General features: G+C 24.7%; 12 protein-coding genes. 2 read left to right on the top strand and 10 right to left on the bottom strand.

The window, feature by feature from the left end; all coding sequences use genetic code 11:
• Positions 1 to 315: 315 nt before the first annotated feature.
• From lon to R4K56_RS02060, 7 genes are all read right to left on the bottom strand, one after another.
• Positions 316 to 2,805, bottom strand: coding sequence for an endopeptidase La (gene lon, locus R4K56_RS02030; RefSeq protein WP_335758465.1), 2,490 nt, complete (start codon positions 2,803 to 2,805; stop codon positions 316 to 318).
• A 252-nt stretch (positions 2,806 to 3,057) separates the two neighbouring features.
• A complete protein-coding gene (mnmL, locus tag R4K56_RS02035; RefSeq protein ID WP_335760162.1) occupies positions 3,058 to 4,014 on the bottom strand; it encodes a tRNA modification radical SAM protein MnmL/YtqA in 957 nt (318 codons plus the stop codon).
• A 144-nt stretch (positions 4,015 to 4,158) separates the two neighbouring features.
• On the bottom strand, positions 4,159 to 4,482 hold the full coding sequence (locus R4K56_RS02040; RefSeq protein ID WP_335771611.1) for a hypothetical protein: 324 nt from the start codon (positions 4,480 to 4,482) through the stop codon (positions 4,159 to 4,161).
• Between the two features lie 177 nt (positions 4,483 to 4,659).
• The gene (locus tag R4K56_RS02045; RefSeq protein ID WP_335758468.1) at positions 4,660 to 4,803 is read right to left on the bottom strand and encodes a hypothetical protein; all 144 of its coding nucleotides are present in this window, start codon (positions 4,801 to 4,803) and stop codon (positions 4,660 to 4,662) included.
• Between the two features lie 17 nt (positions 4,804 to 4,820).
• The gene (locus tag R4K56_RS02050) at positions 4,821 to 4,985 is read right to left on the bottom strand and encodes a hypothetical protein (protein ID WP_335771612.1); all 165 of its coding nucleotides are present in this window, start codon (positions 4,983 to 4,985) and stop codon (positions 4,821 to 4,823) included.
• A 52-nt stretch (positions 4,986 to 5,037) separates the two neighbouring features.
• Positions 5,038 to 5,721 carry a helix-turn-helix domain-containing protein gene (locus R4K56_RS02055; RefSeq protein ID WP_335758469.1) on the bottom strand — a complete coding sequence of 228 codons (684 nt, stop codon included), beginning with the start codon at positions 5,719 to 5,721 and terminating at the stop codon, positions 5,038 to 5,040.
• Positions 5,722 to 5,909: 188 nt separating this feature from the next.
• Positions 5,910 to 7,997, bottom strand: a complete 2,088-nt coding sequence (locus R4K56_RS02060) for a hypothetical protein (RefSeq protein WP_335771613.1) — start codon at positions 7,995 to 7,997, stop codon at positions 5,910 to 5,912.
• A gap of 75 nt (positions 7,998 to 8,072) precedes the next feature.
• Here R4K56_RS02060 and R4K56_RS02065 point away from each other — a divergent pair, with 75 nt between their 5' ends.
• Positions 8,073 to 8,543 (top strand): hypothetical protein, encoded by a 471-nt coding sequence (locus R4K56_RS02065; protein WP_335758471.1) that lies wholly within the window; start codon positions 8,073 to 8,075, stop codon positions 8,541 to 8,543.
• Positions 8,544 to 9,206: 663 nt separating this feature from the next.
• Complete coding sequence (locus tag R4K56_RS02070; RefSeq protein ID WP_014489114.1) at positions 9,207 to 9,707, top strand: type 1 glutamine amidotransferase domain-containing protein; 501 nt, start codon at positions 9,207 to 9,209, stop codon at positions 9,705 to 9,707.
• Positions 9,708 to 9,992: 285 nt separating this feature from the next.
• Here the strand turns inward: R4K56_RS02070 and R4K56_RS02075 are convergent, their stop codons facing one another.
• The 3 genes from R4K56_RS02075 to R4K56_RS02085 all read right to left on the bottom strand — a co-directional run bounded on the left by R4K56_RS02075 (position 9,993) and on the right by R4K56_RS02085 (position 13,512).
• Positions 9,993 to 10,430 carry a hypothetical protein gene (locus R4K56_RS02075; RefSeq protein ID WP_335771614.1) on the bottom strand — a complete coding sequence of 146 codons (438 nt, stop codon included), beginning with the start codon at positions 10,428 to 10,430 and terminating at the stop codon, positions 9,993 to 9,995.
• Positions 10,431 to 10,514: 84 nt separating this feature from the next.
• A complete protein-coding gene (locus tag R4K56_RS02080) occupies positions 10,515 to 11,285 on the bottom strand; it encodes a hypothetical protein (protein ID WP_335771615.1) in 771 nt (256 codons plus the stop codon).
• A gap of 82 nt (positions 11,286 to 11,367) precedes the next feature.
• Positions 11,368 to 13,512: a hypothetical protein gene (locus R4K56_RS02085; RefSeq protein ID WP_335771616.1), complete on the bottom strand. Its 2,145-nt coding sequence runs from the start codon at positions 13,510 to 13,512 to the stop codon at positions 11,368 to 11,370.
• Positions 13,513 to 13,811 lie beyond the last annotated feature (299 nt).

Here is a 13,811-nt window from a genome sequence, read left to right on the forward strand (position 1 = left end):
CATATAAAATTCATTTATTATGCTATCATAAATAAAAGATAAAGTCAAGATTTTTTGTATAATTTACATAATATTATTAAATTATTTGGAAAAATTATTAGTAAATTTTATATATATTATATCTGCTTTGAAACATATTGAAATAAATTATTTATATAAACAATAATACTATATTTATATACTATAGATTTAAATTATCATAAGTTATCAATTTACTAAATAATTATTTGTTAAATATAAAAAATGCATTTGCTGTATAGCTAACAATTTTATCAGCTATAAAACAAATGCATTATATTTAATACACAATAAATTTTATTTTTTCTTTTTAGATTTGCTTACTGCTTTATCATTCTTATTTGATTTATTTGACTTATTTAATTTAAACATAAAATCAAATACCTCGCTAACCTCTTTTACTGGGTGGAAAGTTAAACCTTTTTTAACATTCTCTGGAATCTCATCTAAATCCCTAATATTCTCATAAGGTATTATAACATGCTTAATAAATCCAAGTCTTTTTGCTGCTATAGTTTTTTCTTTCAATCCGCCTATAGGCAAAACTTTTCCGTTTAAAGAAAGTTCTCCAGTCATAGCTGTGTCATTTCTTATAACTTTATTCATACCAAGAGAAAGCAAAGCAGTTGCCATAGTTATACCTGCTGAAGGGCCATCTTTAGGAGTGGCACCTTCTGGAATATGCAAGTGAATAACCGCATCATTAAAGTAATCATCTTTAACGCCATAGTCTTTAGCTACACTTCTTACATAACTATAAGCTATTTGAACACTCTCTGTCATTACATCACCAAGCTGTCCAGTTACATTTATAGTACCTGAATCCTTTTTCTCCTGTACTCTTATAGATTCTATAGTAAGAGTAGCTCCTCCAAGTGAAGTCCAAGCCAAACCTATAGCATTTCCAGGCTTCAAATCCTTCTCTGTGAAATCTTCTGTAAAAATAGGCTTCTTCAAGTACTTCTCTAAATCTTTATCATCTATGGTTATGCTGTAAGTCTTTTTATTATTCTCTACAACATCGGCTGCTATTTTTCTGCATATTCTCTCTATTCTTCTTTCAAAGTTACGAACTCCTGCCTCTCTTGCATAACCGTCTATTATTGAACTTATAGCCTTATTAGTAAACTTGATATTTTTTACTTCAAGTCCATGAGCTTTAATTTGTCTTGGTATAATATATTTAGTGGCTATCTTTAATTTTTCTTCCATAATATAGCCTGAAAGTCTTATAACTTCCATTCTATCAAGCAAAGGGCTTGGTATAGTATCAAGAGTATTAGCTGTAGTTATAAAAAGCACATTAGATAAATCAAAAGGCAAATCAAGATAATGATCTCTAAATGATGCATTTTGTTCTGGGTCTAAAACTTCAAGTAATGCACTTGATGGGTCGCCTTGAAAACTTGTTCCTAATTTATCAATCTCATCAAGCATAAGTACTGGATTTTTTACCTTTACTATTTTTAAAGCCTCAATAATTTTTCCAGGCATAGCACCTATATAAGTTCTTCTATGACCTTTTATTTCTGCCTCATCTCTCATACCGCCTAAAGAAAATCTAAAGAAAGGTCTGTCCAATGCTTCAGCTATACTTTTACCTATAGAAGTTTTACCAACTCCAGGAGGGCCTACAAAGCATAGTATAGAAGATTTTTTCTCTGGATTCAATTTCCTAACTGCCAAAAATTCATATATTCTTTCTTTGACATCTTCAAGTCCGTAATGATCTCTGTCTAATATTTTTTTACTTTTGGATATATCTTCCCTTTCCTTGCTTTCATTATTCCAAGGCAAAGAAAATAAAGTATCCAAATAATTTTTTGAAACTGTATATTCCGGAGAATGAGTATCTATTGTAGAAATCTTTTCTATCTCCTGCTCCATTCTCTCTTTTACTTCATCAATAACTTTTAATTCTTCAAGAGTCTTTTTATATTTTTCTATATCTCTTTGTTTAGGGTCTGTATCATATCCTAATTCTTTTTTTATTTCTTTTAACTGTTCTTTTAAGAAAAATTCTCTTTGCTGTTTTTGTATTTTTGAATTGATACTGCCTTGTATTTTTTGCTGTATTTTAGTTATTTCTTTTTCTTTTTGAAGAAGAAGAAGAACCTTTTCAAGTCTTTCCTGAACATCAAAAGTTTCTAATATTTCCTGCTGACTTGCTCTCTCTACATTAATCATAGAAGTAACAAAATCTGAAAGTTTTCCTGGATCATCTACATTCACCATAGTAAGACGCATTTCTTCTGTGAATAAAGGATTATCCTCGCTTAAAGATTTTACTTCTGATATTAAAGCTCTTGTATATGCTTTTATTTCTTTGGAATCTTTATCCACGCCGAGTGAATCTTCTATGTATAATGGTTCAGCTCTTATAACTGTATCTGTAGTTATGAATCTTATGATCTTATATCTTTTTATAGAATTTATAAGAAGATTAAGTCCTCCGTCTGGAAGATTCAATTTTTTAAATACTTTTACTACTACTCCGACTTTATAAATATCATCAGCGGAAACATTTCTTAATTCGGAAGGATTATCTGATATATATAAATTTAAACCTAGAAAACCGTCATTTTCCTCTATAGCCTTATTAACAGCATCTGCATGCTTAGGCGGTATCGGAAATGGTGCATAAAGACCAGGAAATAAAGGCTTTCCCATTACTGGTATTATTATGAGTCTTCTTGGTAACTTATCTTCCACTATAGAAACCGTATTATCTTCGTTGGTCTTATTATCGCTATTTTTATTTATATCTTTATTTAATTCATCACTCATAAAATCTCCTATTTATCTAAATTGCCATTTAAACATCATATTAAACAATTTAATAAAACTCTAATTAATAACTTTATGCAAAAAACGTACCAATAAATTATACAAAAATTATCAATTTATATAGTATTACTATCATTAATGATGTTCTTTTTTTATGTATATGTTTAATTATACTACATATAAAAAATAAATTCTGTATATAGTTTATACTATTTTTCATAGTTTTTGTTAAAAAGTTGATAAAAAGTTATATTATGCTTTACAGCCTTGATATAAATTCTTTGATATCATAGTTTTTGTAATAAGATTTATTATTTCCCCTTTGGATTTATTCCATTTTGGTGCTATTAAAGTATCTCCTAAACTATCACCCATTAATCTTGCTATGATTATATTAGAATTAGTTAAAGCTATTGCCTCACTCATTAAATTGATATAATAATCTTCATCTAATGTAGGGAAATTGTATTCTTTGTACATATTCTCAAAATAAGAACCTTTTACTATATCAAGCTGATGAAATTTTACCGCATCTATTTTTAAAGCTGAAACATCTTTAACTGTTTTTAGCATGTCATTTTCGCTTTCTAATTCTATTAATTTTTTATCTTCTATTAATCTTTTTGGAAGCCCGAATATTATATGAGTACATATTATTAAATTAGGATAATTTTCTTTTATATGATTAACCATATTGGCAAAGGATTTATAATCATGTCCTCTATTGATAAACAAAGAAGTTTCATCATTTGAAGACTGAAGCCCCATTTCAAGCCAAATTTCTTTATTAACAGTTTCTGCTAAATGATTAAGCTCTTTTAAAACATCTTCTTCAAGCATATCGCTTCTAGCTCCAAACATAAGCCCTACACAATCATCAAAATATATTAATTTATTTGCATACATTAATGATTCTTTTGAAGCTAAATGAGATAATGGAGTACCTAATTGAAAATAAGCGTAGAACTTTTGATATCTTCTTTTATAATTATTAACACCATTGATCCATTGACTGTTAATATTTTCTTCTGCTATATAAGGAGGCTTATAACTGTTTAAATTACAGAATCTGCATCCTCCATTATTAGCTTTATGAGCACAGCCGAAATCTGTATCTATAGAAATCTTTCCTACCTTTACGCCAAATTTATTTTTTACATAGTCTGAAAAACTATAGTATGTTTTATTATTTAAATTATTATCTTTCATAACTCTAATTTATAATATATTGAAATAATTTTGTCAATTTATTTGTTATTATTTTTTATGTATATTTATTAATCAATAAAAAAGCTGCCTGATAAATACTTCTTTACCAAGCAGCTTATATAATTTTATTAACAATCAATATTATTATTGTTTTGTCCAAGCTCCATTAAAATCGCCTGTTCCATTAGCTTCTGTTTTGCTTGTGAATGTTATATTACCAGCATTAACTCCATCTTTTAATAACATTATATTTAATAATTGAGCTTTTGTATCACTTACTCCTTGAACATTGTATGTCTGATTATTTTTTGTTATAGTTTTAGCTGATGTATCTACTGAAAAAGTTTCGCTTCCGCTATTGCTTTTCCAAGTGCCTCCTAAATCATTAAAACTAAAACCTTTGCTGCAGGATATGCTGAAAGCTGATAATAAAGTTAAAGCTAAAATAGTAATGATTAGTTTTTTCATTTTGTTTTCTCCTTAAAAATTATTAATGATTCAATAATAAACCCTATTATTAATTAGACAATATTTGAAAAGTTAATAGTTAATATTACCCCTAGGGGAATTGATATAATTTTTAATATTGTTATAATATTTAATCCAACAACTAAATAAGGCAAGTATTAAAGTCGTACAATCAAATTATTTACCCTTATTTTGATTAGGATTTAACTGCTTGCCTCTGTTACCCTGATTCTGGTCATAACGTATATTGTTTCCGTTATTTCCTTTATTAGGGTTTTGCATATCAGCTTCATTGTTAGGGTGCTTAATTTTATCAGCCATAATTTTCCTCCTTAAAATTATTTTTTATCATTGTTGTTTTTTTGATTTGCTGGGTTTAATGGATTTTTCTGCCAGCCTCTATTACCTTGATTTTTATCAAATGTAATATTATTTCCATTAAAACCTTTATTGGCATTTACCATATCAGCTTCATTGTTTGGGTGTTTATTTTTTTCACTCATATTGAGCCTCCTTAAAATTATTTTTTATATTTAATTATTAAAGATTATAACTTTAATACTTGCCTGCTATATCATCAATATAATTTGAAAATTTCTCTCTATCAAAAATATTATTACTCTCATCATAGCAATTACATGCACTAATCAAAATAAGTATAAAACCTATAATATTTTTATCTTCATCATTTTCTAAATTAGAATCTTTATACTGACTTATAATATCTTTTATATATTCATCATTTAAATTATCTATACTGAAATTATTACAGAAATATTTTTTGCAATTTTTTATTACTGTTATTATTAAATCTGTTTCTTTTTTGTTTATATTCTCTATTATGTTCATCATACTTTTTAAATCCTCTTTCTTTACAATATCTCTTTTCAAAAATATTAAGCATTCAGGAATATTATCAAATATAATTTTTTTAATATCAGGTATTTCAAGTCCTAATGCTTTTAAACGAAGTATCTCTCTTACAATATCAATATGCTCTCTGCTGTAGTATCTTACCTTTTCTCTTATAGGGCCATGAGTAATTCTATAGGCTGGAAGCAGTTTTTTATTATCCCATTCTCTTAAATTTTTTAATGTTACATTCTCTATATTTTCATCTTTTAAAATCTGAAAAAACTCGCCTATAACTATTAATTCATTTTTGTTCTTATATGTTTTGCTTTCAAGGATATATCTTTTATTTTTTATAAAATATGCTATACTGATATTATTCAACATTTATAATATTCCCTATTAAAGTAATTTTTAATAATAACTTCTATTAAAAAATTACACAAACAAAAATTAAATACTTACCCTTGGGTAATTATTTATAAATTCATTATAGGAAATAATTATAAATTCTCCTTATTGGTACATCGATGTACCTAATTAAAAAGTGAATTTTTTTTTAATTTTTTTGAATTTTATTCTACTGAAGAAAAAAATATTTTGGCTAATTCTATATCATCAAATATAAAAGAATATCCTAAAGTACTTATAAAAATATTATCATAATCTATCATTTTATTAACAACTAAATAATCACTGTAAGATGATAATTTATATAAATACTCAATATTCTTTATAAAATTTTCTTTAATATTATCTTTATAAAAATATTTTGTTATCATCATAATAATGGAATAATTCATTTTGAAGAATGCTTCTATTTTAAATTTATAATCTCTTTGGTAATTATCATTATAACCTTTAAAATCATTCTCCAATTCATCAAACATTTTTTTAGTAAATATATCTAAATTATCATCTAAAATATTTTCTAAATTTTTATTTATAAAAATTTCTTTGGCTTCCTCTATTATTTCTGATTCATCTAATGAGAAATTAGAAGTATAATCATCAATATTTTTTTGTTCTTTGATAATCTTTTTAGAAAAATAATAATCTATAGAAGATAATAATTCATCTGTTTTTATGTTATTATAAAAATCTATAATATAATTAAAAATATTATCATAGCTTTTTAATATTCTATTTTCATCTTTAATATAATTTTTGATAGTTTCTATATGATTGTATGATAATTCTATAATACAATCATTTAAGTATGTATTTATAATACCATATTCTTCAAAAGTTATTAATTTAAGAAAATAAAATCTCTCCGCTATTTTTCTAGCTATTTTTATATCTTCTATTTTAATAGTAATATTATTAATTGTGTTATCTGATTTTTGAAAATTCATTTCTTTGTATTCATTAATAAATATATTTTCCTGATAATCTGCTAAATTAAAATATATTCCAAACTTTATCTTATTACATAAAAATAAAACAAAATTATAATAATCTTTTTCAAAAAATAAATCTCTGTAATCATTATATTTATTAGTAAGATTCAAAAAAGTATTGCTGCTTAAATAATTATTATGATTTAGATTTTTTAGTTCATATCTCTTTGCTATATCCGAACTATATGCTCTGTCAAATAAATATGCTTTTTCTTTTTTAAGAGTATTGTATTTTTCTATATATAAATTAATAACTTCTTCATACTCTTTATTATCAAGTTTATTTTTATTATTAAGAGAGTATATTATGAATATAAAATAATAAAAATGTAAATCATAGTATATAATGTTTTTATCTAAATAAACATTATCAAACAAATTATTAATTTCCTCTCTTTCAAATATATAATAAAGGCAAAGTATATATTTCTTTATTGTGTAATAGTTTATATAATTAAGTTCTTTAGATGAGCTTATAAGCAGATTTATATTTTCTATACTTATTTTTAATTCATCAAAGCTCATATTTTTTATATAATCTTCATCAGTATTAATTGATTCTTTTTTTAATATTGGAAGCAAATCAGCATGTAATTTTAATTGTTTTTTAATTTCTTCTAATTCTTTTGTAGTTTCTTCTAATTGTTTTCTTGCTTTTCTGTTTCTTTCAATATTTCTTATATAATCTAAATGCATTTCAGCTTCATTATATGTACCATGTAATATAGTTTTTATCTCATCAAATTTTAATCTATTTTCATAATAATAATTTATATTGTCTGCTATGATAAGCATTTCTAATTTATAATATATTGTATTTTTAAAAAGCTCATATCCTTCAAAAAGTTCATTTTTATGATACTCTCTATACTTTCTCACTTCTTCTTTAACAGAATTTATATTATGAATAACTTTTTCTTTATTATTTACTAGATTTACTAATTCGATATATTCTAAATCTTTATTTTCTATATTTTTAAAAATATTATTGTATATATCTATAAATAAACCTATTTCAAAAAGATAAATATTTTTACTGTCAAGTTTAATTTCTGAAATATATTTTTCTTCTTTTTTATCAAACTTTCCATTTTCATAAGTTAATTTTGATATAGCAAAATCTTCATTCTTTTTATCGCTTCTAGTTTTTTGAATTACATATACATTTTTAAGACTTTTTATGTCCTTTATGTTATCCTCTTTATTTCTGTAAGGTATTTTTTTTATTTTTCCATTTAAATATATTCGTACTTCTTTCATAATTAACTTATATTCGCTTATATTTTTTGATTATTTTATATTATAAATTTTATTTTAAAAAATTACAGGTGTATTATGAATAAATATAATATCAAAACAGAAAATCAAATATATGAGCTTATAAAAAAAGAAAATCTCACATTTGAAGAAATAAGCAAAAAACTAAATATAAATTATGATGATTTAAAAGACTATATTAATAAATCAAGTAAGAAATATAAAAAGAGTTTGATTAAAAAAATAAGAAAAGCAAGAGATGAATATTTTTTAGATACTAAAATAAAAATAGAAAATGCATTAATAAAAAAAGCATTAGGCTATTACAGCAAAGAACTTGTAAAAGAAATAAAAACTGATAAAGAAGGAAAAGAATCCAACAATAAAAAAATAATTTATAAATACAATGCCCCAAGTGAAAGAGCTATTATAGTATTTTTTGAAATTTTAAAAAACAGAAATAATAAAAAATTGGAGAAAGCAGAATTAAAAAGGAAACTTCAAGAAGAAGAGAATAGAATCAATATAAGGGTTGGTTTTGATAATTAAAGCAATAAACGAGCAGCTGATAACTGACGAAGGAAGTTGTCAGCTATATTTTAGCGAGTTTATTGCTTAGCAATAATAAAATAAAATATTTGTATAATTAGTTAAATTAAAAAAGGCTTTAATTATACAAATATAACTAAAGCCAAGTAACTTAATTTTTATTGGAAAATGTTTAATTATACCTAATATAATAACAAAAAAATTTATTTATTGTTAAAATTTTTTTATTAAAATACAAAATTATTTTGATAAATTATCATAAAAAAAATCATTATTGAAAAAATGCTGTATTATTGTATTATACCTAAACAACTATACTTTGTCAAAAGTAAAGTTATATTTTTGTTTTTATATCTGGGGCTTTGCCCCATACCCCACTTCTTTTGCGACCGAAGGAAGTGCCTGTGGTATTGCCACAAAGAAGCTATATCCTCGACAGGCTCGGATACGCTTCGCGAAAGGCTACATTTGGGCTTTAATTTAATAAATTATCTTACATGTAAGACAATTTTAGTATGATTTAGTACTAATTCTATCCTTGCACTTTTTGCAACTTTGACGAAGTCCGCAGAGCGTGTGCGGCGGGAAAAAGTTGACTAAAAAAATGACAAAGTTAAAAATTTTTGGTATATACTTAAAATTATAATTTAAAAGGAATATAAAATGAAAGCATTAATTATTACTGATAATTTTTTTGAAGATTCAGAATTATTTTATCCATACTTCAGACTTGTAGAGGAAGGCATTGAAGTTGATATAGCAGCTTTAAACAAAGGCGAGATTAAAGGAGAATATTTTTTCAAAGTTGAAGCAAAACTAGATTTCTCAGAAGTAGACCCTTCAAATTATAAAGCATTAATAATACCAGGCGGAAGAGCACCTGAAGCTATAAGAGGAAATGAAAACGTAAAGAAAATAATAAAATACTTTGTTGACAATAACCTCACTATAGGAGCAATTTGTCATGGACAGCAAACTTTAATATCAGCAAAAGTATTAGAAGGAAAAGACGCTACTTGTTATATAGGCATAAGAGATGATTTAATGAATGCCAAAGCTAATTATAAAGATGAAAAAGTTGTGGTATGCGGAAATATTATAACTTCAAGATGTCCTGATGATTTGCCATATTTCGCTAAAGAGATAATAAAAAAATTAAAATAATATATACTGAAAATTTTTAACTTTGTCAACTGATACACTTTATATAGATATTATCTACTTTTTTGCCGCACAAAAAAGTAGTAAAAAACGCAATTGCTAGAACTTGATATTAAAAATATACCTATTAAATAAGTGTATAACCTAAATTTAGACTACACCAAAGTTTTAAAATAACAATAGAAGATTGACAGTACATAATTATTTTAGTATATGAGTATTAAAAAACCTCATACTTAAAAAAGCATGAGGTTTTATAATTAATCTTTAATTAAAAGACAATGAGTTTTATTGTCTAGCTAAAGTTCCCTGCCCAGCAACTGCAGATCCTCCAGGAACCTGTGCTCCAGTTTGTTTAATTTTCCATTCAGCAGATTTATCAGAAGTAAATGTACATTCAAAAACTTGTTTAAATCCATCTTGTTCCATTATAGTAATTTCATAAGTTTCATTGCCTTTATCTGTTATTTTATCTTTAGTGATAGATTGTCCTTCTTGAATCAAATTTTTTACATTTCCTGTTATAGTACCATTTGCTGCTATATTAATAGTTCCGCTTACAGGAGTTTGGTTGTAATCTTGACCTTCGAGCTTCCAATCTCCCTGATAATTTTCTATTCCTTTATTTGGTGTATTTGTAGGGTCTGTGCCTTTTTCGCTGCAGCTTACGGCAAATAGACTTATTAAAATTAATAATGAAATAATTGATAAAATTCTTTTTTTCATTTTTTATCCCCCTAATTATTATAATAATAAATTGAATAGGTATGAATATAATATAAACATACCTATTTAATAAAATAATCAAAATTAATTAAAAGCCTTAGGTCCGAATCTGAATCCTAATTGCAAACCTATATCATAACTCAATAATGGTGCTTCGCTATGATATCCTGAACTATCAATAGTTGTATTTATAGAATTAATAGCATCAACTCCTGTGTATAATCCTATATTCATAGCTATTTTTTCTGTGAAGAATATTGAATAATCAAAAGTTAATTTACCATAAAAACCTACAGAACTCATAAATTTTGTAGAAGCATCTTTAAATAATGCTTTTACTGCCTCATCTTTCCAAGTAGTTTCTACAGCCATAGGAACTATAACTCCAAGTCCTATTCCTATAGAAAATGCTTTTATATTAAATTTTGGAAGTATACCTATTTTAAGATTATGAGTATAAAATGAAGCATTTCCTAATTTTGGATCATTTGGAGCATCAATTTGTCCAATACTGTTATTTGGATCTTGTATTTTTGCTTTATCAAAATTAGCATATAAACTGTCAAAACTATATCCTAATTCGCCTAAAAGACTTATTCCAAAATTATCTTTTACTTGCCACATATAACCTATTTGGGCTGATACTCCAGCATCAAATCCTACTTTATTACCTGAATGATAGTAAGTTCCATTTTTTGCTTCTTGAGTTTCATACATGCTATATTGAGGAAGTAAATTTATATTAAGTCCGAAAGGAACATTAAATATAAACTCAAATCCGCTTGCTGCAAATGCAGAAGTACTTAATGCTGTTATCATAGCAAAAGCAAAAATAATTTTTTTTAAGTGTTTCATAATAACCCCTTATAGTTTTATATTTTTTATTTATAACAAATGAAGTTTTTTATTCTTCACTAATTATCAATTTAATTAGTTTCTATACATTTTTTATATCTTTCGATAAATCCATAAAAGCTGTTTTTAGTTTTTTATTTTTATCTAAAAATATTTCTGTTTTTTTAGATAGATCACTTAAATCAGCATTATTAATTGTCAAATATTCTTTGTAGTATGATACTCTGTACATATAATCAAGAGCATTTATAAAAGATTTCTCAATATAGTTTTCATCATATTCAAAATCCTTTGCTTCTTTCATTTTGATGTCATACATAATTGCTTTGTATATAGTTTTATAATTTGCATCAAAAAATATTTTTCTCTCACTTCTTTCTTCCTCTTGGAATTTTCTTTCTTTTTCTTCCATTTTTTTTAATTTTTCTTCAAGCTTTTCTTCATATTCTTCGCTATAAATAATTTCCTGATTATAAATAAAGAAAGAATTATTTATAAATATATCCTCATACTTTCTTACATCTTTCAATTCTTCAAGAGTTTTCAAAAAGTTAATTACTTCTTTATTAGAGTTTACTGAAATATCATCAACACATTTATGTTCTTCAGCAATTTTTAGCATTAGATTGAATTCATCAATATAATTTTCAGTATCTTTACTATTTACATACTCTTTTAATAATTCATAATTCAAACAAGATAATTTCACTAAACAAGAATGCAAAGAATCAAGTATATCTTTGTAAGATTTTATACTGTAAAGATTAAAAAAGTATAAAGTTTCTGCTATATAGAAAGATGTATTTATATCATCTATAATAGAAGCTATATTATAGATTTTCTTATTGCTGTACTTTTTACTCTCTATATTAGAAAATATAATTTCTTCACACCTATCAACTATATCATAATCAATTCTAAAACTTGCAAATGAACATAAGAACTCTAGAAAATCAGCCCTTATAATTAAACTAACATAATGCTGCCCGTAATTAAAAATAGATTTGAATTTATTTTCATTTTCAAAATAATTTTCATGACTCAAATTATGCATTCCGTACATTCTAACAACATCATCAGAATACAATTCAGAAAATAAGTCTTTTAACTCATTCTTCATTTCATTGTACTTATCTATACATAATTTTACTACTTCATTGTATTGGTACTCTCTGTATTCTTCTAAACCTATAAACAAACAGTCAAACTTTATATCCATTTTAAGATATAAATATTTTATTCTTTGTACGAAATGATAAAACATCTTATCAAAATATATAGCATCATTAGAAAAATATTCTGATAAAGATTCTTCCATTTCTAATGAAGGATCTAGTACTGTTTTAATAGAAGATATATAAGTATTTTTTAATATATTATCATGCTGAAAAACATAATATAAGCAGAATATATGTTCTATTATTTTAGACAAAGAAATTTCTTTGAGATATTTAAAACCATCTATTCTGATTGTAAGTTCATCATAATTCAAATGCTTAATAGATTCTTCTATTGACTTAATTTTATTTAAAATGATTTTATCTACTAAATACTTATTAATATTTTCTTTATTATCATCGCTGAAGAAAATATCCGCTATATCTTTTAAATTTAACTTCATATTTTCAAGCTCAGATATTTTTTCAAGCACTGGAAGATGATACACAGAATAAAGCACTTTATTAACAGGCTTTTTATCTTCTTCAATAATACTATACTGAACTTTATAGGAAGGAAGAATGCAGTTTTTATTATCATCATAATAGTTCTGCATTCTTTTTATGAGTTTATCTTTCTTTATAGGAAGCTTATCAAAAATATTATCTTTAACACTAGAAATATCTATACTGCCGTCATCTGAAAAGCAGTTTATTATATCAAGCTGTAAATGGCTTCTTAAATAACTGTATATATCTGCGAATACTCCTATTTCAAAAAACAATATTGCATCTTTATAATTTGTCATTATGCCTTTTATATCTTCTTTGTATACATCAAAATCACAAAAGTCATATCTGAATATTCCTTCATTTTCTGAAATGTTGGCTATTTCTACGCTATATGGTTTATCACCTGATATTTTAGAAACTATATAGCATTCTTTACCTTTTGATATCAATGTTTTTAATGAAGGAAGTATATATGGATATTTTGCTTTTTCATCTGAAGCAGTATAATATTTTATATTATACTTTCTGTCTGATATATTTATGCTTTCTTTTTTCATAAAATATTTCCTTAAATATTTCCTTGCAATAGATACTGCAATTCTGCATTATAACAGAATTAAAAAAATAATTTTCTATGTCTTCCGAAAGACAGTATTAATTTTTGTAACTTTTTTTAAAAAAATACATACTTTTTATTTATATAACGCACGGTAAATAGACTATATAATAGTACAAATTTAATTTTTTATTTTTACTGTATATTTATACAATTTAATCGTGCGGTAAACTCACTATAAATTTAAAAAAATCTTGGGCGGGTGCTATATTAACTAATTTAAATTCATAAGAAAATAAA

Source organism: Brachyspira pulli (assembly GCF_036997785.1).
Taxonomy (GTDB): domain Bacteria; phylum Spirochaetota; class Brachyspiria; order Brachyspirales; family Brachyspiraceae; genus Brachyspira; species Brachyspira pulli.

Bases quoted from the DNA above. Each gene is read 5' to 3' on its own strand.
- R4K56_RS02040 (WP_335771611.1), bottom strand. From the start codon at position 4,482: ATGAAAAAACTAATCATTACTATTTTAGCTTTAACTTTATTATCAGCT.
- R4K56_RS02080 (WP_335771615.1), bottom strand. From the start codon at position 11,285: ATGAAACACTTAAAAAAAATTATTTTTGCTTTTGCTATGATAACAGCA.
- lon (WP_335758465.1), bottom strand. From the start codon at position 2,805: ATGAGTGATGAATTAAATAAAGATATAAATAAAAATAGCGATAATAAG.
- R4K56_RS02085 (WP_335771616.1), bottom strand. From the start codon at position 13,512: ATGAAAAAAGAAAGCATAAATATATCAGACAGAAAGTATAATATAAAA.
- R4K56_RS02070 (WP_014489114.1), top strand. From the start codon at position 9,207: ATGAAAGCATTAATTATTACTGATAATTTTTTTGAAGATTCAGAATTA.
- R4K56_RS02075 (WP_335771614.1), bottom strand. From the start codon at position 10,430: ATGAAAAAAAGAATTTTATCAATTATTTCATTATTAATTTTAATAAGT.
- R4K56_RS02065 (WP_335758471.1), top strand. From the start codon at position 8,073: ATGAATAAATATAATATCAAAACAGAAAATCAAATATATGAGCTTATA.
- mnmL (WP_335760162.1), bottom strand. From the start codon at position 4,014: ATGAAAGATAATAATTTAAATAATAAAACATACTATAGTTTTTCAGAC.
- R4K56_RS02060 (WP_335771613.1), bottom strand. From the start codon at position 7,997: ATGAAAGAAGTACGAATATATTTAAATGGAAAAATAAAAAAAATACCT.
- R4K56_RS02050 (WP_335771612.1), bottom strand. From the start codon at position 4,985: ATGAGTGAAAAAAATAAACACCCAAACAATGAAGCTGATATGGTAAAT.
- R4K56_RS02055 (WP_335758469.1), bottom strand. From the start codon at position 5,721: ATGTTGAATAATATCAGTATAGCATATTTTATAAAAAATAAAAGATAT.
- R4K56_RS02045 (WP_335758468.1), bottom strand. From the start codon at position 4,803: ATGGCTGATAAAATTAAGCACCCTAACAATGAAGCTGATATGCAAAAC.